Below are 20,045 nucleotides of genomic sequence, written 5' to 3' on the forward strand. Positions count from 1 at the left end.
CTCCTTGTTGTTAGCGGCGAATATCCCATTTCGGCCGCTTATGATGGGTAAAAAAGTTATTACGGCGGCTTCGTTGCCGCAGCCGTTCCTCGCAAAAGCGGTTGGCCGCTTCAACCGTGGTGATATGCTTGGCTTCGGCTTGGGCGTAAATATGAAGAAGCGTCGAATAAATCGTTTTCGTTTTCTCAAGCACTCTCTCTTTATTCGGCCCGTAAAGCTCGTCAGCTACTTGAATCAGCCCGCCGGCATTCACAATATAATCAGGTGCGTATACGATTCCTCTCTCCTTTAAAAGCTGCCCGTGGCGCACGTCGAGAAGCTGGTTGTTCGCCGAGCCGACGATCGCCTTTACTTTGAATAGATGGATCGTGTCATCGTTCACGACGTTGCCAAAGGCGCATGGAACAAACACATCGGCATCGGTGCTGTAAATTTCCGGCCCTTGCACTGCTTTCACGCTCGCGCCAAGTTTTTTGCCATACGCCACCACTTCTTCGACCGCCGCTTCATTAATGTCGCAAACGTATAAATCCGCCCCTTCTTCCAACAGCTGCAAGGCGACTTTCTTGCCTACTTTGCCTAACCCTTGAATCGCGTATGTTTTTCCGTACAGAGCATCACTGCCCCAAATGACTTTGTTCGTCGCTTGAATGCCGTAAATGACGCCTAAGGCCGTTGGCACCGAGGAATCGCCGCTGCCGCCGTATGCTTCGGGAACGCCGACGATGCAATTCGTTTCTTTTAACGCGTGAACGAAATCGTCCGGCGTTGTTCCCATATCGGTTCCCGTATAGAAGCGGCCGTTTAACGATTCGACAAACTGGCCGAAGGCGCGAAACAATTCCGGCGTTTTGTCTTTGTGGGGATCGCCGATAATGACCGCTTTGCCTCCGCCAAAATCGACATCGGCCGCCAAACATTTATACGTCATTCCTTTCGATAAACGAAGCACGTCGAACAAAGCGTCCTCGACGGTCGCGTACGGATACATGCGGCATCCGCCAAGCGCCGGGCCGAGCGTCGTATTATGAATGGCAATAATCGCTTTTAATCCTGTTTGCTCATCATTGCAAAACACTACTTGCTCATGCTCACGCATTTGCGTAAATATATCCACCTGGCTCGTTTGTCTGATGACGGTACTCATCGTTATTCCTCCCTAAACCGGTTTGTTGCTAACGGCGGGAAAAAGGATTTTCTCCCTGATGTGGGCAAAGACGAATGCGGAAAATCGATTAAAACGATCATTTCTATTTCTATAAATTATATATACGTTTTTAAAACGTTATATATTAAATTGTTTTATATCAAAAAAAGAGAGAAGCTTCCTAATCGCTTATTTTAGCTTAACACCGCGCGGTCGCTTGCGAGCTGCTCACCGCGGATGCGCTGGAATTCCGCCAGCAGCTTCTCGACAGTCAATCCTTTCTTTTCGTTTTCGTCAACTTCGAGAATGATTTGTCCTTTGTCCATCATAATGAGACGGTTTCCTAAATCGATCGCCTGCTGCATATTATGGGTGACCATCAATGTCGTCAAGCCGTGCTTCTTGACAATTTCTTTCGTTAAATTCGTAATCAGCTCCGCCCGCGCCGGGTCGAGCGCGGCGGTATGCTCATCTAAAAGCAAAATCGCTGGTTCGGTAAACGTCGCCATGAGCAATGACAGCGCCTGCCGCTCCCCGCCGGAAAGCAGGCCGACTTTCGCCTGCAGGCGATTTTCCAACCCAAGGTGAAGCGTCGATAATATTTCTCGGAAATAATCGCGCCGTTTTTTCGTCACCCCGCGTCTTAGAGTGCGCTTTTGGCTACGGGCGTACGCCATCGCCAAATTTTCTTCAATCGTCATGCTTGGCGCCGTTCCGGCCATTGGGTCTTGAAAGACGCGTCCGATATAACGGGAGCGGACGTATTCCGGCATGGACGTGACGTCTTGGCCGTTGATGTAAATCGTCCCTTCATCGGGAAATAGCACGCCGGAAATCAAGTTCATAAGCGTCGACTTGCCGGCGCCGTTGCTGCCGATAATCGTGACAAAATCGCCTTTTTTTAACGTCAAATTCACATGCTGCAGGGCAATTTTTTCATCGGGTGTCCCTTCGTTAAACACTTTATAAATCCGATTTAACCGTAACATCGCTCTCCCCCTTTCCGCCTGCGGAAACGGCGACAAGCTGCGCCCGCTCCTGCCGCCGCTGTTCTTTTCTCTTTTTCTCCTGGCGCTGGCGGACGATTTGTGGCGCAACGAGCGCGATGATCACGATGCAGGCGGTAATCAATTTGACATCACCGGTTTCTAAAAACTGCGCCTGCAGCGCCAAGCTGACGACAATGCGGTAAATAATCGAGCCGCCGATTACCGCAAGCGTTGTTCTGGCAATCGTTTTGGTGCCAAACACCGCCTCGCCGATAATGACAGAAGCGAGCCCAATAATAATCATGCCAATTCCCATGCCGACATCGGCGAACGAACCGTACTGGGCGATCAGCGCCCCGGAAAAGGCGACCATCGCGTTGGAAAGGCCGAGGCCAATGATAATTAATAAATTTGTATTGGCCGACAAGCTGCGAATCATGCGCGGATTGTCGCCGGTAGCGCGGATCGCAAGACCGATTTCCGTCTGCAAAAACCAATCCGTAAACCATTTGAATAGCAGCGTAAGCAGCGCCATCGAGAGGAAAACCCCCCACGTTTTCGCCGCGGCAGGGTCAAGCCCCGCCTTCACCCCCCATTCCTGAATGGTCGTAAAAATCGTTTTTTGATTGAGAAGCGGAACGTTAGAGCGTCCCATGATGCGAAGATTGATCGAATATAAGGCGATCATCATTAAAATTCCCGACAAAAGCGCGTTAATTTTTCCCGCCGTATGGAGCAGCCCGGTAATGCAGCCGGCAAGAAAGCCGACAATAAGAGCCAAGATTGTCGCCACAAACGGATTAACGCCGCTGACAATGAGCGTTGCCGCTACGGCCGCTCCGGTGACGAAACTGCCGTCGACCGTTAAATCCGGAAAATCTAAAATGCGAAATGACAAATACACGCCAAGCGCCATAATCGCGTAAATAATTCCCGCTTCCACCGCACCGATCATCGACGTGAGCAACGGTCTTCATCCTTTCTTCGGTTATTCGATATACTCCGCCATCTTATCCCACTCTGGTTTCAGTTTTACCCCTTGTTTTTCCGCCGCTGTTTTGTTAATGACGAGCTTCAGTTTGTCCGGATATTCCGGCTTTAGTTCCGATGGCTTTTTCTCGCCCTTTAAAATCGCTGCCGCCATTTTCCCCGCCTGATAGCCGATGTCATAATAGTCAAATCCATATGCCGCAAAACAGCCGCGCTTTAACGAATCGAGTTCGCCGGTAAAAACAGGGATTTTGTGTTCGTTTGCCACGCTGACGACCGATTCGATCGCCGATACGACCGTATTGTCAGTCACGATATAAAACACATCCGCTTTCCCGACCAACGATTCCGCCGCTTGCTTCACTTCCGCCGTCGTCGACACCGACGCTTCGGCAAACTTCAAGTCCGTGTTTTTCGCCGCTTCTTTCACTTTCTTCACTTGCGCCACCGAGTTTTGCTCCCCGGCGTTATAAATCAAGCCGACCGTTTTGGCGTCCGTTTGTTCGTCAATAAACTGAATCGTTTTGCGAATCGCGTCCGGGTGGCTGTCCGTTGTGCCGGTAATGTTTTCCCCCGCTTGGTCCATGGACGGGACTAAGCCGGCGCCAACCGGATCGGTGACAGACGTAAATACAATCGGAATGTCTTTCGTCGCATTCAAGGCGCTTTGCGCGCTAGGAGTCGAATTGGCGAAAATGAGGTCCACACCTTCCGCGACAAAATTATTGGCGATCGTCTGGTTGTTGCTTTGGTCGCCTTGCGCGTTTTGCACGTCGTATTTAACGTTTTTCCCTTCTTTGAATCCGTTGTCTTCTAATGCCTTTTTAAAGCCGTTAAAAGCGGCATCCAACGACGGATGCTGAATAATTTGCGTGACGCCGATCGTCACTGTCTTGCCTTCCTTCTCATCTCCTTTGCTACCGGTCGCTTCCTCCTTTCCGCATCCTGTAAGCGCTAACATTCCTGCGAGCACAGGCACAGCGAGACGTTTGACCGCTTTTTTCATCCTTACTCCCCCTCGTTTTCCTTGAAATTGGTTTGACGAATACTTTTTGTTATGTAGCCTTTTTGGAAGCGATTACAACTTTTTATTATAAAAAATATTAATAACGTTAAAATAACGTTATACTAAATAAATATTATCAATAACCAACAAAGAAAGTCAATAATTTTCAAAAAAATAATAATCGTAAAAAAATAAAGAGTGTCTTATCGCAGACACCCTCCGATCCATGCTTTATTTCATTCTCCTAAAATAGCGCGAAGCTTTCCGAGCTGCTGCTTCGCTTCCGCCATCATTTGCTCGAACAGTTCCGCCACTGTCGGCACGTCGTCAATCAAGCCAGCAATTTGCCCGGCGTTGACAAATCCTTCGTGAAAGTCGCCGTGAAGCGCCCCGCGGCGATGGCGGTCTTCCGACGTATATTCTTGAAACTGTTCCGGCGGCATTCCTTGTTTTTCTAATTCAAGTAATTTCTCGGCGTACGGCGTGCGCATGATGCGCCGCACACGTCCGACCGTGCGGCCGACAATCACCGTTTCATTGTCCTCGGCATTCGTAATCAGCTGTTTGTACGCTTCATGAAACGGAGCGTCCTTCGTCGCAATCAAGCGCGTTCCTAACTGCACCCCTTGCGCGCCGAGAGCAAGGGCGGCAAGCAGCCCCCTTCCGTCGCCGATTCCGCCGGCTGCGACGACAGGAATGTTCACCGCGCTGGCGATTTGCGGAATCAATGTCATGGTCGTCAGTTCCAGCGAAGAGTTGATGCCGGCTGCTTCATACCCTTCGGCGACGATGATGTCCGCTCCTGCCGCTTCCGCTTTTTTCGCCTGCTTGACCGATGCGGTGACGACAATGACTTTTATTCCTTGTGCGGCAAAGCGGGGAATCCATGGCGCCGGATTTCCCGCCGACAGCGAGACGACCGGAACGCGATGTTTCAACACGAGCGACACCATTTCTTCCAAATATGGCGTGACTTGAAGCGGAATGTTGACGGCAAACGGGCGGTTGGTGCGCCGCTTCGTTTCAACAATGATTTCTTCCACTTCGTCAGGCGGCATCGTGCCGACGCCGACCGTCCCCAGCCCGCCTGCCTCCGACACGGCGCTGGTTAGCTTTGCGTTGCTGATGTTTCCCATTCCCCCTTGAATGATCGGATAACGAATTTGTAAAAGTCGACAAACATCATTCATAAAATTCCCACCCCGTTAAAATTGTGTTATACTTATCATAACCTTATCATACTTTGAGGAGGATGGGAATGCTTTATCCATACAACGGCAAAATGCCAAAAGTAGATGAAACCGTATTTATCGCCCCAGGAGCGCATATTATTGGGGACGTCACGATTGGCAAAGAATCAACGATTTGGTTTAACGCGGTCTTGCGGGGGGACGAAGCGCCGATTATCATTGGCGCGCGCTGCAGCATTCAAGACAACTCGACTTGCCATTTATACGAAGGGTCGCCGCTTGTTGTCGAAGATGAAGTGACGGTCGGGCATAATGTGATTTTGCACGGCTGCACGATTCGGAAACGGTCGATTATCGGCATGGGATCGACGATTTTAGACGGGGCGGAAATCGGCGAAGAATGCATCATCGGCGCCAACACGCTCATTCCTTCCGGCAAAAAAATTCCGCCGCGCTCGCTAGTTGTCGGGTCTCCGGGCAAAGTCGTGCGCGAAATTACGGAGAAAGACTTGGCATTGATTCAACTATCCATTGACACGTATGTACAAAAAGGAAAAGAGTACCGTCAATTGCTAGCGAGCCACAACAAATGAAAGAAAACGCGCTGCTTTTTCAAGGCAGCGCGTTTCCGCTTTTTTGCAGAAAAGCATTACTCCACAATAAAAGGATGGTCGTACACATTATACTCTTCATCTTTTTTCTCAAGTTCATTTCCGTCCATAAACACTGACTCAAAAAAGCGGCTCGCCGGCATTGCCAATTCCTTGTAATAGTCGCTGAACAGCGCCGCGGCATGGCTGCCCATCCATTCGTTCGGCAGCAGCTCCTCCGGCAGGCCCGGATCGATAAAGAGAAACTTGCGGTACTCATGCACGAGCTTCGTGCGCTCGACAAAACATTCGGCGTCGGACATTTCTCCGCGCTGGATTTTATGTTTGTCGATAATGTATTTTTGGCTGTAGACGGAAATAAACTCCTCATATTTTTTATTGATTTCTTCTAAATTCCAGCATTTCTCGACTAATAGTTTGTTCGTATGCGGCCCGTCATATTGGGCAATAAAAAAATCGACGTACGGTTCAATCTCATATTTATCGATCAGGTCGTACACTTGCTTTTCCAAGTTGTTCGGCGAAATCCAGCAGCTGTTTGAGATCGTGCCAAATCCGCTCCACACGAGCTCTTTGCGCAATTCGTCGCGCACGCTCCGCTTTTCTTCTGGAATCGTATACACTAAAATGCGCCACTTGCCGTCCCATTTTTCGGGGCGGATTTTATAAATGCGTTTTGCCGCTTCTTCCATCCGCTTTACTCCACGTTCGGTGAGCGAATAGTAGCTTTTATTGCCGCGTTTTTCCGCTTTGACCCATCCTTGTTTGCTCATGCGCGAAATCGCCGCGCGCACCGCTTGGTCGTTATGGCCAAACTCTTTCAGCAGCCGGATTAAGCTACCGATCCAAATTTCATTGCCATAATGGCGGATGTAGTCGCCGTAAATCGTAAAAATCATTGATCGCGTATTCATGCTCATGGTCGACACCCTTTATCTTGTTTTCAAGACATAATCGTAACAAATTTTTATAACGTTGACAAGACGAACGGATAAAAAGCGTGAAACAAAAAAGGAGGCCCGCTAGGCGGGTCACTCCCCGGTAAATTGCGGCGGCCGTTTTTCGCAAAGCACGTTGGCCATCGTCACTTCCATACCGTTCCCCTCTTTACTCCTCCGTATTTTCCACGATCGTGGCAATTCCTTGTCCGACGCCGATGCACATCGTCGCCAGGCCGTATTTCACGCCTCGTTTTTTCATTTCATAAATAAGCGTCGTCAAAATGCGGGCGCCGCTGGCACCAAGCGGATGCCCAAGGGCGATCGCGCCGCCGTTGACATTGACTTTCGCGCGGTCTAATTCCAGCTGGCGGATGCATTCGATCGATTGTGAGGCAAACGCTTCGTTCAATTCGATGAGGCCGATGTCATCGATCGCCAGGCCGGCGCGGCGAAGCGCTTTTCTCGTCGCGAAGACCGGACCGATTCCCATCACGGCCGGCTCTACGCCCGCCACGGCGGACGTGACGTATTTAGCGAGCGGTTTCATCCCAAGCTCTTTTGCTTTTTCCGCGCTCATCAAAAGCAGCGCCGCTGCCCCGTCGTTGACGCCGGAAGCGTTTCCCGCTGTCACCGTGCCGTTTTCAAACAGCGGCGGCAGTTTGGCCAGCTTTTCGAGCGTCGTATCCGGACGCGGATGTTCATCTTTGTCGACGACGACGAGATTGCCTTTTCGGTCATGGTAGACGACCGGCACTAATTCATCGGCAAAACGGTTCGTTTCGATAGCTTTTTTCGCTTTCATTTGGCTCTCGTAAGCAAATTCATCCTGCTCCTCCCGAGTGATGCCGAACCGTTTCGCGACATTTTCCGCCGTCTGCGGCATGCTGTCGGTGCCGTACATTTCCTCCATTTTTGGATTGATAAAACGCCAGCCAATCGTCGTATCAAACATTTCGATATTCCCGCGCGGAAAATCGGAGCTTGGCTTTGCCATGACAAACGGCGCGCGCGTCATGCTTTCCGTTCCGCCGGCAATCATGATTTCCGCCTCTCCTGTCATAATCGCACGCGCCGCGTAATTGACGGCATCGAGCCCCGAGCCGCACAGGCGGTTTACTGTCGTTCCCGCCACTTCGATCGGCAAGCCCGCCAAAAGCGCTGCCATGCGTGCGACGTTACGGTTATCTTCCCCCGCCTGATTGGCGTTGCCAAACACCACATCTTCAATTTGTTCGACCGGAAGACTCGGATTGCGCTCCACGAGCGCGCGGATGACCGTCGCCGCCAAATCATCAGGACGGACGTCTTTGAGCGCTCCTTTATATCTCCCGATTGGCGTGCGCACCGCATCGACAATCACGACTTCTCTTAACATGATTCGTCCCCCTTGTTTTCTTGTTTGGTGTAATCATATACCCCTTTTCCCGTTTTGCGGCCAAGCCGTCCCGCTTTCACGTATTGCTCGAGGAGCGGAGCAGGGCGGTATTTTTCTCCCAGCTTTTCATGCAAGTATTTTAAGTTGTTCAGCCTTGTATCCAGCCCGACTAAATCGGCGAGCTCAAACGGACCCATCGGAAAGTTGAGGCCAAGTTTAATCGCCTTGTCAATCTGTTCCGGCGTTCCGACTCCTTCTTGAAGCATGTAAAACGCTTCGTTGCCGATTAACGCGCTGATGCGGCTTGTCACAAATCCCGGAAACTCGTTCACGACGACCGTTTCTTTGCCCATTTTTTCCGCGACGTGCTGAATAACGTTGACGGTATCATCGCTCGTTTCTAAGCCGCGGATGATTTCGACGAGCTTCATTTTGTGGACCGGATTGAAAAAGTGCATCGCGATCACTTTTTCCGGCCGCTTCGTAAACGAACCGATTTCCGTCGGGCTCATCGTCGATGTGTTCGTCGCAAAATAGCAAGACGCCGGCGCATGCTTGTCGATCGTTTCAAATACTTGTTTTTTCACCTCTAATTTTTCCGGGACGGCTTCAATCACTAAGTCCGCTTCCCGCACCGCCTCGGCTAAATCCAAGGAATAACGCAGGCGCGCTTCCGCTTCCTGCCGCTCGGCTTCCTTCAATTTGCCGCGGGAGACGGCTTGCACAAAAATCGCGGTTATTTCTTGTTTCGCGCTTTCTAGCTGTTCTTCCTTCACATCGACGAGAATCGTTTCAAAACCTCCGACGGCACTGACATAGGCAATTCCTCTCCCCATGACGCCAGATCCAATGACAACAATACGGTGAATCAAAAAAACCCCTCCTTCATCGTTCGATATGTATGTTGGACAATGGAAAAGAAGCACCCCACCCTGCCGGATAGAGTGCTTTGCTGCCATATTTTTTTGTTTATACGCCAAACGGGTTGAGCGGACGGCTTCCGTAGTAAGAAAGAATGCTTTTCGTCTCCGTATACAAATCAAGCGCTTCGATGCACAGCTCACGGCCGAAGCCGGACTGTTTATATCCGCCAAACGGCGTGCCCGGAAACGCGGAGAACGGGCTATTGATCATGACGATGCCGGCTTGAATTTGTTTGGCGACGCGAATAGCGCGGCCATGGTCTTTCGTCCAAATGGCGGAGGCGAGTCCATAGTCGCTGTCATTAGCAAGCTGGATCGCTTCTTTCTCATCGCTAAATTTCATCACGACGACAACCGGACCGAAAATTTCCTCCCTGACCGCTTTCATTTCATGGTTGACATTCGTAATAATCGTCGGCTCATACCAGAATCCGTTTTCAAATCCTTCCACTTTCGCTTCCTTTCCGCCCGCTACGACCGTGGCGCCGTCTGCGATTGCCGACTTGACATAGCCGTCAATCACTTCCAATTGCTCACGGCTAATAATGGCGCCGACATGGGTATCTTGATCAAACGGATTGCCGAGCTTTAATTTTTTCGTCTTTTCCACAAATTTTTCCATAAATTGATCATAAATGCTTTCGTGTACATATAAGCGGGAGCGCGCTTCACATGATTGGCCGCTGTTATAGAAAATTCCGAATAACGAGCCGGCAACGGCCGCGTCGATATCCGCATCTTCGAAAATGATGTTTGGCGATTTGCCGCCAAGCTCCAAGGTGACTCGTTTTAATGTTTTCGACGCTTTTTCCATAATATCCTTCCCGACCGGCGTCGAACCGGTAAACGCCACTTTATCGACAAGCGGGTGTTCCACTAAATAATTGCCGACTTCCGAGCCTGATCCGGTAACGACGTTGACGACGCCTTCCGGAACGCCGGCTTCATGACAAATTTCCGCCAGTACAATGCAGGTGAGCGGCGTCAGCGAAGCCGGTTTGACGACGACGGAGCAGCCTGCCGCAATCGCCGGCGCGATTTTCCACGCCGCCATCATAAGCGGGTAGTTCCACGGTATAATTTGCGCGCACACCCCGACCGGCTCTTTTTCCGTAAAGTTATGGAACGAACCCGGCATGTTGTTAACGGTACCGCGATGGCCGATAATGGCGCTCGCAAAAAACTCAAAATCTTCAATTGCCTGCATCACTTGTCCTTGGGCGGCAGACAGCGCTTTTCCCGTATCTAAAATCTCTAATTCTACTAATTCGTTGAAACGGGCGCGCATAATCGAAGCGATTTTATTTAACACCCGCGCCCGCTTTTGCACAGGGAAGTGGCGCCATTTGCCATGGTCAAACGCTTGGCGCGCCGCTTGGATCGCGCGTTCCGCGTCTTCTTTCGTTCCTTTCGCTACTTTTGCGACCGGCTCGCCTGTTGCTGGGTTGTAGGTGACGAACGTTTCGCCTGAAGCGCTTTCAACGCGCTCTCCGTTAATAATGAGATGATACATATCCCGTTTCGTTGCAAGTGTTTCCATTTTGGATTCTTTTACCGTTGCCATTTTCCTCCCACTCCTTCTTCCTTATTTTCCTTGAAAGACGGCTTTACGTTTTTCGAAGAAAGCGCGAATGCCTTCGCGATGGTCTTCGGTCAGCCCGGCAATGCGCTGGCCGTATGCTTCTTTTTCTAAATACTCTTCAAAGTTACAATGCCAGCTCTCGCGCAACAAACGTTTGATCAAACCGATCGCTTTCGTCGGCATGGCGGCCAGCCGCTCGGCGAAGCGCTGCACCTCTTCTTCCCATGCTGCCTCCGAAACGACTGCGGTCGCCAGCCCGAGCTCGGCCGCCTTTTGCGCGGAAATTTTTTCGCCCAAAATGGCTAACTCAAGCGCTTTAGCGTGGCCGATGAGACGCGGCAAATAATATAAATTTCCTGCATCAGGAATAAGGCCAACATGAATAAACGCTTCGACAAAGCTTGCTTTCTCGGAAACGAGCCGAAAATCGCAGGCAAGCGCCAAGCTCATTCCCGCGCCCGCGGCAACGCCATTGACCGCCGCAATAACCGGTTTTTCTAAATAGTAGAGCGCTTTCATCATCGGCGCATACCGCGTTCTTAGCACTTCGCCGTGGTTCATTTCTTCCGTCACGCCGCCGAGATCTTCCCCCGAACAAAACGCCCGCCCCGCGCCGGTGATGACGAGGCAGCGGACTTTGTCGTCCTTTGCCGCTTGTTTCAGGGCATTTGTGATTTCTTTATTCATCTGCTCGGTAAACGCGTTCAACTTATCGGGGCGGTTTAACGTCAGCCATGCGACGTTGTTTTGCACTTCATAGCGGATCGTTTCATACATTGCCATCTCTCCTTATCTTCCTTGAAAACGCGGCTTCCGCTTTTCGATAAACGCCGCCATGCCTTCTTTTTGGTCTTCGGAAGCAAAAAGAAGATAGAAATTTTTCCGCTCAAACTGCATGCCCTCGTATAGAGGGTAATCGACCGCCTTATTCACGGCTTCCTTAATAAGGCGAAGCGATAAAGGAGGTTTGGCGGCCAATTTTCGCGCCAACCGCATCGTTTCTTCAAGCAATAACTCAGGGGCAACGACGCGATTGACAATCCCTAGCGCGTGCGCTTCCTTTGCCGACATGCGCTCTCCGGTCCACAGCCACTCGAGCGCTTTCGTTTTGCCGATGAGTTTCGTCAGGCGTTGCGTTCCGCCCGCGCCCGGCATCACGCCGATGTTGACTTCCGGAAAGCCGAATTCCGCCGTCTCTGCGGCAACAATCAAATCGCAGCTGAGGGCCAGCTCAAATCCTCCCCCTAACGCAAACCCGTTGACGGCGGCAATCATCGGCTTTTTAATGAGAGAGAGGCGGTCCCATTCAGCAAATTGATTCAATAATTCGAGCTTGATCGGATCGTCGCCTGCCATCTCATCAATGTCCGCTCCGGCGGCGAATGCGCGCCCGCTTCCCGTAAGGACAATGACGCGCACCTCGTCATTGCGGTCATACGCCTCGAGCGCGGAAACAATTTCGGTCACCATCTGCCGGTTTAATGCGTTCAATACATCGGGACGGTAAAGCTCGACAACGGCAATTTCCCCTTCGACACGCGTGCGGATATAGGCAAACTCAGTCATTTTCCACTTCCTCGCCAACCATCAATGTGACGAGATCGCCGGCAAAGGACATTAAGTCTTTGGCGGACGCTTTCGCTTCGCTCGTCTTCATCGCTTCCTTGAACGCCTCATAGCTGTCATAGTACATTTCGCATAATAAGTAATATTCGCTCTCTCCTCCCATCGGCGTGCCGGTAATTTTCGTCACTTTCATGTTGCGAAGCCCTGGAATTTTCGCCGTAATCGGCACATGCGTCTGAAAATAATGCTCATCAAATTTTTCCTTATCTTTCGGCTGTTTATAAAGGGCAATCATTTTTACCATCGTTCTCTTCTCCTTTTCTATTTAAATTTTTCACATCCATGTTGAAACCGGTTTCATTGTTTCGAATGGATTTTTGCACTGCTTGCAGTAAAAAATGCTGCGGCAGGCGGTCGGACCGAATAAGTTTTCCATCACCGTCAAGGCGGACCCGCAATACGGGCATTCGACATGCCACTCGCCGTTTGGGCCGATTTGCCGCGGCGGCGGCGCGATGCCAAACTCTTTTAATTTTTCTCTTCCTCTTTCCGTGATGCGATCAGACGTCCATGGTGGATGATGGATGAATTCAACCGTCACACGTTGAATTCCTTCTATTTTTAGCAATGTCTGTTCGACACGCTGCCGGATGATATCGAGGGCGGGACAGCCGATAAACGTCGGAAGCAGCTTGACGGTCACTTCACCATGCTGCAGCTGCACGTCTTCGACCATCCCTAAATCAATGACGCTGACCGAATCGATTTCCGGATCTTTCACGGCATCGAGTGCTTGAAAAATCGTTTCGATCGTCAAATGAGATACCATTGTGATCACTTCTTTCTCACAAACTTGCAAACTACCAAGCGGCTTGTGGATCGAGGCGATATACTTCTGAAAGCGTCGCGAGCGCTTCATCTAAATCGGCGGTATGCTCTCCGTTGCGGCCGTTGCCGCGCTTCATGGCAAACTCGCTTGGCAGCTCGAGATTCACCTTAGCAAAAATCGGTTCCATCACCTGCACGAAGCGCTGCGTCAGCACGGCTTCGCTGTCAATCAGCCCGAATTCCGCCATTTGTTCTCCTTTCGGCCCGAGCGTCAGCACGCCGCCAAAATCGTCCAATACTTTCGCTACCGCATTTTTCATCCGTTCGCGCGCCTCTCCAGGCGCATTCGTAAGTTGAATAAACCATGTTTGCCAATGCAGGAGATGGTAATACAGCTCCATATTGATTTTGACCGCAACGTGGGCAAGCGGTTCGTATGAGCTTTGCTTCAGCGAATCGATGCGCACTTTTTTTGCCTGCGTGTAAAAGTAGTGGCGGACAACGGTGAACGCCCAGTCATAGCGAGGCTCGTGCAAATAATGGCCGGGGCCGTTCACTTCTTCCAATAACACCGCGTTGCGCCTTGCAGAGGACGGGCGGGCGTGCGCCAGCTCATCCGCTTTCCCGACGCCGATGTCCTCAAGCAGCTGATAATACATGGCCGCATGCCCCATCATATCTTGATTGATCGACGAAAACGCAATATCCTCTTCGATATGCGGCGCAAGTCCGAGCCATTCTGAGCCGCGGTAAGCAAGGATAAAATCATCATCCGCGAGCTGGAACAACAGCTCGACAAGCGCTTCTTTATATTCGGGATGTTGATGAAGTTCCTCTGGTTTCGTGATTTTCATCGCCTGATCTCGCCCTTCCACGAAAGAATCTCTTTTTCATCGAGCATTTGCTGTTCGTATTGACGCCATTTCTTTTTCAAGTATCCATACCCTTTTGTAGTACGATAATCTTTATTATCGAGCCGCTGCAACGATGCTTTTTCATCCTCCGTCATCATGCGGATATCGGAGCGTTTCACGACCCATATATCAGACACCGGCTCACGCCGCATGAAATTTTCCTGCGCCATCACCAGCGCGATTTCATGGTTTGGAGCAAGCAGGCTGAATTGATGCTGGAGCGGTGCCATATCATTTTTCCTGCTAAATACCTCAAACACTTGATAAAATCCTTTTGCGCCATTACTCATTCTCAATTCCCCCACTTTTCACACTGCTGCTGATTGGCTGCTTAACGCTTCGCGAACCCAAGCGTTATGGTAGTAAGCCAATTCGCGAAGGCGAAGCCGCTCTTTTGATTTTGGTCCGTTGTTGCGGATGATTTCTTTAAACTTGTTCCAATCCGGCTGTTTGTAAATCCAATTTCCTTGCTTTTCATCAAAATGCATCGTTTCATCTGGAAGTTTCAGTCCAAGCGCCAAAATGCGCGGCACATATTTTGTAAAGAAATCTTGGCGCAATTGTTCATTTGTTTTCGTACGAATGCGGTATTTAATCGTAATGTCTTGTTTGGACGTTCCTGTCGTCGCCGCGCTTTCCGGACCGAAGAACATCAGCAGCGCTTCCCACCAGCGGTTGAGCGCGTCCTGAAGCATTTCTTTTTGCTCCTTCGTTCCTTCAGCGAGCGCCATAATGATCGATTCGCCGTGCTGGGCGTGGAACACTTCTTCGGCGCAAATGCGCTTTAGCGCCCGCGCATACGGCCCGTAAGAAGCATCAAGCATATTGGTCTGCGTGATGATCGCTGCCCCGTCGACGAGCCAGCCGATTAAACCGGCGTCCGCCCAAGTCGGCGCAGGCATATGGAACACATTATGAAACTTCAAATCTCCATTAAACAAATCTTGCATAATTTCCTCGCGTGTTTTTCCAAGCGGGGCCATTAAGTCTTCGGCAACACGAAGCAGAAGCTGGCCATGCCCCATTTCATCCTGCACTTTCGCCATAATGCCAAGCTTTCTTTTTAAGGAAGGAGCTTTCGGAACCCATTCTTTTTCCGGAAGCGCTCCCATAACTTCGCTGATCCCGTGCATCGAAATAAGTTTGATCAGCGTCATGCGATAGTCTTCTGGCATCCAATCGTCTGCTTCGATTTTTTCCCCCGCTTCAATTCTTTGCATAAACCGCTCATACTTTTCCTCTTCTGACAATCGCCTAAACGATGTGACAACAGGCATTTTCTTTTGCCCCTCCCAATTTATTATATAACGTTTATTTAACGTAATTATAAAATAACGTTATAAAGTTTGCAACTATAAAATTGTTAATTTTCTTATAATAACGCCTTTTCTTTGCGACGGTCGACGACACGGACCGCTTTTCCTTCCGAACGAGGAAGCGATTTAGGAGGATGCACATGAACATCAATGGATACAAGGAGATTCGTTTTCAATAGATACTGTATTTGCTTTGCTAAGGAATGAACGCGTTCATCGTGAAGATTTTCACCGACTTCTTGATAGAAGCGGTCGCTAACTTCGACTTGCAGCTCCACGACATCGAGTGTTCCTTTGCGGAAAAGATGCAGCTGATAATGAGGGGCAAGTTCCGGTACCGTCAATAAATGATGCTCGATTTCCGATGGAAAGACGTTGACGCCGCGGATGATTAGCATATCGTCAACACGGCCTTTAATTCTCGACATTCTTGTTGTCGTCCGGCCGCAAATACACCGTTCTTTCGTAATCGAAGCGATATCGCCCGTGCGATAGCGGATGACCGGAAACGCTTCTTTGGTCAGACTCGTAAAGACAAGTTCGCCTTCTTCCCCTTCTTCGACCGGTTCAAGCGTTTTCGGATTGATCACCTCAACAAAGAAATGATCTTCCGCCACATGCAGACCGTTTTGCGCCTCATGGCACTCCATGGCGACGCCAGGTCCGACGACTTCGCTCAGCCCGTAAATATCGCACGCTTTAATCGCAAACGTTTCTTCCAACGTTCTCCGCATTTCCTCCGACCACGGTTCCGCTCCAAAAATCCCGTATTTCAGCGATGTTTTGCGCGGATCTTTGCCGAGCTCTTTCATTCGCTCTGCAATGTTCAGCACATAGGAAGGAGTAGCGCAAATAATATCCGGCTGAAAATCTTCAATGATCATGATTTGCCGGTCCGTATTTCCTCCCGACACCGGGATGGCTACCGCGCCTAACCGCTCGCTTCCGTAATGGAGTCCAAGTCCGCCGGTAAACAGTCCATATCCGTAGGCGTTGTGCACAATATGCCCCGGCTCTCCGCCGGCAATGGTAATCGCGCGCGCCACCACATCTGCCCAATGGTCAATGTCGTTTTTCGTATACGCCACCACCGTCGGCTTTCCGCTCGTTCCGCTCGAGGCGTGAACACGGACACAATCTTGGATTCTGACGGCAAGCAGCCCAAACGGATAATGGTCCCGCAAATCTTTTTTCGTTGTAAACGGCAGCTTCTTCACATCATCCAGCGTGCGAATATGCTCCGGCTTTACGCCATTTTCATCGAGCTTTTGGCGATAAAATGGCACATGCTCGTATACCCGCTTGACCGTTTGTTGCAGCCTCTCGAGCTGCAACGCTTCCATTTCCGCTCTCGAAGCCGTTTCGATGCGATGCAAAATCATTACGCCCATCCTCCCTTTTTTAAAGCGCTTTCATTGATATTTTAAAAAAATAAATATATATCACGTTTATACAACGTAATATATATTTATCATCATATTTAAGTTAAAAATATCGCTAATATTCTAAATTGTCAACTATTATTTTATTGCTTTTACGTAAAAAAGAAGAATTTCAAAAATAATGGTCTTTCCTAAATCAAAAACATGGAAAGACCTTAATTAGTCATGTTTTATTCTAAAGAAAATAACGCCTGCTCTAAATCATTCCAAATATCTTCCCACGCCTCCAACCCAACGGATAAACGAATCAATTGGTCGCTGATCCCCATCTTTATTCTTTCCTCTTCCGGCACAACAGAATGGGTCATCGTTGCCGGATGTTGAATTAACGTTTCCGTATCGCCAAGGCTGACGGCGATTTGAATGAGTTGAAGATGATTGAGAAAGCGCTGGGCGTCCTGTTTTGTTCCTTTGACTTCAAACGAAATTAAGCCGCCGCCGCGTTTCATTTGTTTTTGATAAATCGGATAATCGCGATTGTCTGGATCAGCAGGGTAGCAAACGCGTTCAACGAGGGGATGTGTTTTTAACCGTTCCACAATTTTCTCTGCATTATCGCAATGCCGGTCCATCCGTACCGGAAGCGTCTTTAATCCCCGCAACAATAGCCAAGCGTCAAACGGGGAAAGAACGCCGCCAATATCTTTTTGCGTCGTTTTCGCGATTTCCTCCATCAATTCTCTTTTCCCGACCGCGATGCCGGCAATGACATCGCCATGGCCGCCGATATATTTTGTCGCGCTATGCACGACGACATCACAGCCAAATTCAAGCGGCTGCTGCAAATACGGCGAACAAAACGTATTGTCCACCACAACCGCAATGCCATGCTCTTTTGCCACTTTCACGACCATTTGCAAATCGATGAGTTTCATTGTTGGATTAATTGGCGTTTCGACATAAATGCAAACCGTTTCCGGGCGGATAAGGCGGCGGATCTCCTCTTCCGATTCCATCGCGCAAAAATCATGGGAAACATGATATTTCCTTTTCAACAGCTGCAACAGACCAAACGTACAGCCGTATACTCCTTGCGAACATATAATATGGTCATTGGCTTTTGTTAACGCAAACAATACCGCAGACACGGCCGCCATCCCGGAACTAAACGCAAGCGCCGCTTCCCCTCCTTCCAAACATGCCATTTTTTCTTCCAGCACTCGCACCGTCGGATTGGCAAGACGTGAATAAATATAGCCGTCTTCTTGCCCGGCAAAGCGTGCTTCTCCTTGTTCCGCCGTGTCAAACGTAAACGTCGATGTTTGAAAAATCGGCATCGACAAACTGCCAAGATGCTGTTTCGCATCATACCCATGATGAATAACGATCGTTTCCATTCGTTTATTCGTTTCGTTCATCTAATCCCTCCTATATTTCTATCATATACACCTTTACCTTAATTGTAAGCGTTTCCAAATCAATTTTTTGTAAAAACAAAACCTGTCCGCTCTGGTCGAACAGGTTTTGATAGACTGTTAAATTTTCATAATCCCGCCCGTGCTTGCGGAAGTAACGAGCTTCGAGTAGCGCGCGAGATAACCGGTTTTTACTTTTGGTTCAAACCCTTTCCAGTTCGCTTTCCGTTTTTCCCATTCTTCATCAGAAAGCTTTGCGTTAATCGTTCTGTTCGTAATATCGATCTCAATGATGTCGCCGTCTTCAATAAAGGCAATCGGACCGCCTTCCGCCGCTTCCGGAGAAACGTGTCCAACCGATAAACCGCGCGAGGCCCCCGAGAACCGTCCGTCGGTGATGAGCGCGACTTTCGTGCCAAGCCCCATACCGACGATTTGCGAAGTTGGCGCAAGCATTTCCGGCATTCCTGGCCCGCCTTTTGGCCCTTCATAGCGGATGACGACAACATGGCCTGGTTTTACTTTGCCGCTTGCGATACCTTCGAGCGCCTCTTCTTGCGAATCAAATACGATCGCCGGTCCTTCATGGCGCGTAATGCCGTCTTGCACGCCGCCTGTTTTAATGATCGCGCCATCTGGGGCAAGATTTCCGAACAATACGGCAAGCCCGCCTGTTTCAGAATACGGATTGTCAATTGGGCGGATGACGTTATAGTCTTTGACTTCACAGCCGGCGATGTTTTCCCCAAGCGTTTTTCCGGTTACGGTCAACGTATCGAGATGAAGCGTTCCTTCTTTTTTCGCTAATTCATGTAATACCGCCGATACGCCTCCCGCTTCGTGCAAGTCTTCAATATGCACATCGGAAGCCGGTGCCAGTTTGGCAAGATGCGGAACGCGCGCAGCGATTTCGTTAATTCTCTCGAGCGAATAGTTGATTCCTGCTTCATTGGCAATCGCCAGCGTATGTAAGACGGTGTTCGTCGAGCCGCCAAGCGCCATATCCAGCGCAAACGCGTTGTCGATCGCTTTTTCCGTAACAATATCTCGCGGTTTAATGTCATGCTCGATCAAATACATTAATTGTTTTGCCGATTGGCGAACCAATTCTTTCCGGGCCGGATCTACCGCTAAAATCGTGCCGTTGCCTGGCAACGCAAGCCCTAACGCTTCCGCCAAGCAGTTCATCGAGTTGGCCGTAAACATCCCCGAACAGGAGCCGCACGTCGGACAGCCGTATTTTTCTAATTCCTGCAATCCTTTTTCATCAATTTTCCCTGCTTGATAGGCGCCGACCCCTTCAAATACGGAAGAAAGCGAAATTTTGCGCCCGTCGCTCGTCACCCCAGCCTTCATCGGCCCGCCGCTGACGAAAATCGTCGGAATGTTTAACCGCATCGCTGCCATCATCATGCCCGGCGTAATTTTGTCACAGTTTGGAATGCAAACCATTCCGTCAAACCAATGCGCAGAAATGACCGTTTCGATCGAATCCGCGATAATTTCACGGCTTGGCAGCGAATAGCGCATGCCGATATGCCCCATCGCGATGCCGTCATCGACGCCGATCGTATTCATTTCAAACGGGACCCCGCCCGCTTCGCGAATCGCTTCTTTGACAAGTTGCCCGAACTCCTGCAAATGAACGTGTCCCGGAATAATATCAATATACGAGTTCACTACAGCGATAAACGGCTTGTCAAAATCTTCTTCTTTTACTCCTGCCGCGCGCAACAAACTGCGGTGCGGCGCCCGGTCAAACCCTTTTTTGATCATATTGCTGCGAAGTTCTCTCAATCTAAATCCCTCCAAATAGTAGTATTGTAGGCTCGATGTTTTTAGTATTGTACCATTTTTTCAAATAAAATGA

The 20,045-nt window shown here is 49.8% G+C and carries 20 protein-coding genes; 1 reads left to right on the forward strand and 19 read right to left on the reverse strand.

Annotated elements, in window-relative coordinates; translation table 11 throughout:
* Positions 1–10: 10 nt before the first annotated feature.
* The 5 genes from AC1WMD_RS15855 to AC1WMD_RS15875 all read right to left on the reverse strand — a co-directional run bounded on the left by AC1WMD_RS15855 (position 11) and on the right by AC1WMD_RS15875 (position 5,322).
* Positions 11–1,147 carry a Leu/Phe/Val dehydrogenase gene (locus AC1WMD_RS15855; RefSeq protein WP_494257962.1) on the reverse strand — a complete coding sequence of 379 codons (1,137 nt, stop codon included), beginning with the start codon at positions 1,145–1,147 and terminating at the stop codon, positions 11–13.
* 194 nt (positions 1,148–1,341) lie between these two features.
* Positions 1,342–2,136: an ABC transporter ATP-binding protein gene (locus tag AC1WMD_RS15860; protein WP_494257963.1), complete on the reverse strand. Its 795-nt coding sequence runs from the start codon at positions 2,134–2,136 to the stop codon at positions 1,342–1,344.
* Positions 2,111–3,103, reverse strand: coding sequence for an ABC transporter permease (locus AC1WMD_RS15865; protein ID WP_043905127.1), 993 nt, complete (start codon positions 3,101–3,103; stop codon positions 2,111–2,113). The genes AC1WMD_RS15860 and AC1WMD_RS15865 overlap by 26 nt, the downstream gene beginning before the upstream one ends.
* Positions 3,104–3,124: 21 nt before the next feature.
* On the reverse strand, positions 3,125–4,132 hold the full coding sequence (locus AC1WMD_RS15870; protein WP_043905128.1) for an ABC transporter substrate-binding protein: 1,008 nt from the start codon (positions 4,130–4,132) through the stop codon (positions 3,125–3,127).
* Positions 4,133–4,368: 236 nt separating this feature from the next.
* Positions 4,369–5,322, reverse strand: a complete 954-nt coding sequence (locus AC1WMD_RS15875) for an NAD(P)H-dependent flavin oxidoreductase (RefSeq protein ID WP_494257964.1) — start codon at positions 5,320–5,322, stop codon at positions 4,369–4,371.
* Between the two features lie 68 nt (positions 5,323–5,390).
* On the opposite strand from AC1WMD_RS15875, the gene AC1WMD_RS15880 reads away from it, so the two are divergent.
* Positions 5,391–5,915, forward strand: a complete 525-nt coding sequence (locus AC1WMD_RS15880; protein WP_043905130.1) for a gamma carbonic anhydrase family protein — start codon at positions 5,391–5,393, stop codon at positions 5,913–5,915.
* 56 nt (positions 5,916–5,971) lie between these two features.
* Here AC1WMD_RS15880 and paaX read toward each other — a convergent pair whose 3' ends face one another.
* The 14 genes from paaX to ilvD all read right to left on the reverse strand — a co-directional run bounded on the left by paaX (position 5,972) and on the right by ilvD (position 19,951).
* The gene (gene paaX / locus AC1WMD_RS15885; protein WP_494257987.1) at positions 5,972–6,847 is read right to left on the reverse strand and encodes a phenylacetic acid degradation operon negative regulatory protein PaaX; all 876 of its coding nucleotides are present in this window, start codon (positions 6,845–6,847) and stop codon (positions 5,972–5,974) included.
* 193 nt (positions 6,848–7,040) lie between these two features.
* Entirely contained in the window at positions 7,041–8,249 is a 1,209-nt protein-coding gene (gene pcaF / locus AC1WMD_RS15890; RefSeq protein ID WP_494257965.1) for a 3-oxoadipyl-CoA thiolase, read from the reverse strand.
* Positions 8,243–9,121 carry a 3-hydroxyacyl-CoA dehydrogenase gene (locus tag AC1WMD_RS15895; RefSeq protein ID WP_494257966.1) on the reverse strand — a complete coding sequence of 293 codons (879 nt, stop codon included), beginning with the start codon at positions 9,119–9,121 and terminating at the stop codon, positions 8,243–8,245. Before AC1WMD_RS15895 ends, pcaF begins: the two co-directional genes overlap by 7 nt.
* Positions 9,122–9,218: 97 nt before the next feature.
* Positions 9,219–10,736, reverse strand: a complete 1,518-nt coding sequence (locus AC1WMD_RS15900; RefSeq protein WP_494257967.1) for an aldehyde dehydrogenase family protein — start codon at positions 10,734–10,736, stop codon at positions 9,219–9,221.
* A 21-nt stretch (positions 10,737–10,757) separates the two neighbouring features.
* Complete coding sequence (locus AC1WMD_RS15905) at positions 10,758–11,531, reverse strand: enoyl-CoA hydratase-related protein (RefSeq protein ID WP_494257968.1); 774 nt, start codon at positions 11,529–11,531, stop codon at positions 10,758–10,760.
* A 12-nt stretch (positions 11,532–11,543) separates the two neighbouring features.
* A complete protein-coding gene (locus AC1WMD_RS15910) occupies positions 11,544–12,320 on the reverse strand; it encodes an enoyl-CoA hydratase/isomerase family protein (protein WP_043905135.1) in 777 nt (258 codons plus the stop codon).
* A complete protein-coding gene (locus AC1WMD_RS15915; RefSeq protein WP_043905136.1) occupies positions 12,313–12,624 on the reverse strand; it encodes an EthD family reductase in 312 nt (103 codons plus the stop codon). The genes AC1WMD_RS15910 and AC1WMD_RS15915 overlap by 8 nt, the downstream gene beginning before the upstream one ends.
* A 30-nt stretch (positions 12,625–12,654) precedes the next feature.
* Positions 12,655–13,149 carry a 1,2-phenylacetyl-CoA epoxidase subunit PaaD gene (paaD, locus tag AC1WMD_RS15920; RefSeq protein ID WP_043905137.1) on the reverse strand — a complete coding sequence of 165 codons (495 nt, stop codon included), beginning with the start codon at positions 13,147–13,149 and terminating at the stop codon, positions 12,655–12,657.
* A 31-nt stretch (positions 13,150–13,180) separates the two neighbouring features.
* Complete coding sequence (gene paaC / locus AC1WMD_RS15925; protein ID WP_043905138.1) at positions 13,181–14,023, reverse strand: 1,2-phenylacetyl-CoA epoxidase subunit PaaC; 843 nt, start codon at positions 14,021–14,023, stop codon at positions 13,181–13,183.
* Positions 13,999–14,352, reverse strand: a complete 354-nt coding sequence (gene paaB, locus AC1WMD_RS15930) for a 1,2-phenylacetyl-CoA epoxidase subunit PaaB (protein ID WP_043905139.1) — start codon at positions 14,350–14,352, stop codon at positions 13,999–14,001. Before paaB ends, paaC begins: the two co-directional genes overlap by 25 nt.
* Before the next feature lie 18 nt (positions 14,353–14,370).
* Positions 14,371–15,339, reverse strand: a complete 969-nt coding sequence (gene paaA / locus AC1WMD_RS15935) for a 1,2-phenylacetyl-CoA epoxidase subunit PaaA (protein ID WP_494257969.1) — start codon at positions 15,337–15,339, stop codon at positions 14,371–14,373.
* Between the two features lie 95 nt (positions 15,340–15,434).
* Positions 15,435–16,760 (reverse strand): phenylacetate--CoA ligase PaaK, encoded by a 1,326-nt coding sequence (paaK, locus tag AC1WMD_RS15940; protein ID WP_043905141.1) that lies wholly within the window; start codon positions 16,758–16,760, stop codon positions 15,435–15,437.
* A gap of 230 nt (positions 16,761–16,990) precedes the next feature.
* Positions 16,991–18,178, reverse strand: coding sequence for a methionine gamma-lyase (gene megL / locus AC1WMD_RS15945; protein WP_494257970.1), 1,188 nt, complete (start codon positions 18,176–18,178; stop codon positions 16,991–16,993).
* Between the two features lie 117 nt (positions 18,179–18,295).
* Positions 18,296–19,951: a dihydroxy-acid dehydratase gene (gene ilvD / locus AC1WMD_RS15950; protein ID WP_409994244.1), complete on the reverse strand. Its 1,656-nt coding sequence runs from the start codon at positions 19,949–19,951 to the stop codon at positions 18,296–18,298.
* Positions 19,952–20,045: the final 94 nt, after the last annotated feature.

The sequence above is a fragment of the Parageobacillus sp. NEAU-HV-2 genome (assembly GCF_059115485.1).

Coding starts and splice junctions, on each gene's coding strand:
- paaK (WP_043905141.1), bottom strand. CDS start 16,760: ATGATTTTGCATCGCATCGAAACGGCTTCGAGAGCGGAAATGGAAGCG.
- paaA (WP_494257969.1), bottom strand. CDS start 15,339: ATGCCTGTTGTCACATCGTTTAGGCGATTGTCAGAAGAGGAAAAGTAT.
- AC1WMD_RS15880 (WP_043905130.1), top strand. CDS start 5,391: ATGCTTTATCCATACAACGGCAAAATGCCAAAAGTAGATGAAACCGTA.
- AC1WMD_RS15900 (WP_494257967.1), bottom strand. CDS start 10,736: ATGGCAACGGTAAAAGAATCCAAAATGGAAACACTTGCAACGAAACGG.
- pcaF (WP_494257965.1), bottom strand. CDS start 8,249: ATGTTAAGAGAAGTCGTGATTGTCGATGCGGTGCGCACGCCAATCGGG.
- megL (WP_494257970.1), bottom strand. CDS start 18,178: ATGAACGAAACGAATAAACGAATGGAAACGATCGTTATTCATCATGGG.
- paaB (WP_043905139.1), bottom strand. CDS start 14,352: ATGAGTAATGGCGCAAAAGGATTTTATCAAGTGTTTGAGGTATTTAGC.
- AC1WMD_RS15860 (WP_494257963.1), bottom strand. CDS start 2,136: ATGTTACGGTTAAATCGGATTTATAAAGTGTTTAACGAAGGGACACCC.
- ilvD (WP_409994244.1), bottom strand. CDS start 19,951: ATGATCAAAAAAGGGTTTGACCGGGCGCCGCACCGCAGTTTGTTGCGC.
- AC1WMD_RS15910 (WP_043905135.1), bottom strand. CDS start 12,320: ATGACTGAGTTTGCCTATATCCGCACGCGTGTCGAAGGGGAAATTGCC.
- paaD (WP_043905137.1), bottom strand. CDS start 13,149: ATGGTATCTCATTTGACGATCGAAACGATTTTTCAAGCACTCGATGCC.
- AC1WMD_RS15875 (WP_494257964.1), bottom strand. CDS start 5,322: ATGAATGATGTTTGTCGACTTTTACAAATTCGTTATCCGATCATTCAA.
- AC1WMD_RS15870 (WP_043905128.1), bottom strand. CDS start 4,132: ATGAAAAAAGCGGTCAAACGTCTCGCTGTGCCTGTGCTCGCAGGAATG.
- AC1WMD_RS15915 (WP_043905136.1), bottom strand. CDS start 12,624: ATGGTAAAAATGATTGCCCTTTATAAACAGCCGAAAGATAAGGAAAAA.
- paaX (WP_494257987.1), bottom strand. CDS start 6,847: ATGAATACGCGATCAATGATTTTTACGATTTACGGCGACTACATCCGC.
- AC1WMD_RS15905 (WP_494257968.1), bottom strand. CDS start 11,531: ATGTATGAAACGATCCGCTATGAAGTGCAAAACAACGTCGCATGGCTG.
- AC1WMD_RS15855 (WP_494257962.1), bottom strand. CDS start 1,147: ATGAGTACCGTCATCAGACAAACGAGCCAGGTGGATATATTTACGCAA.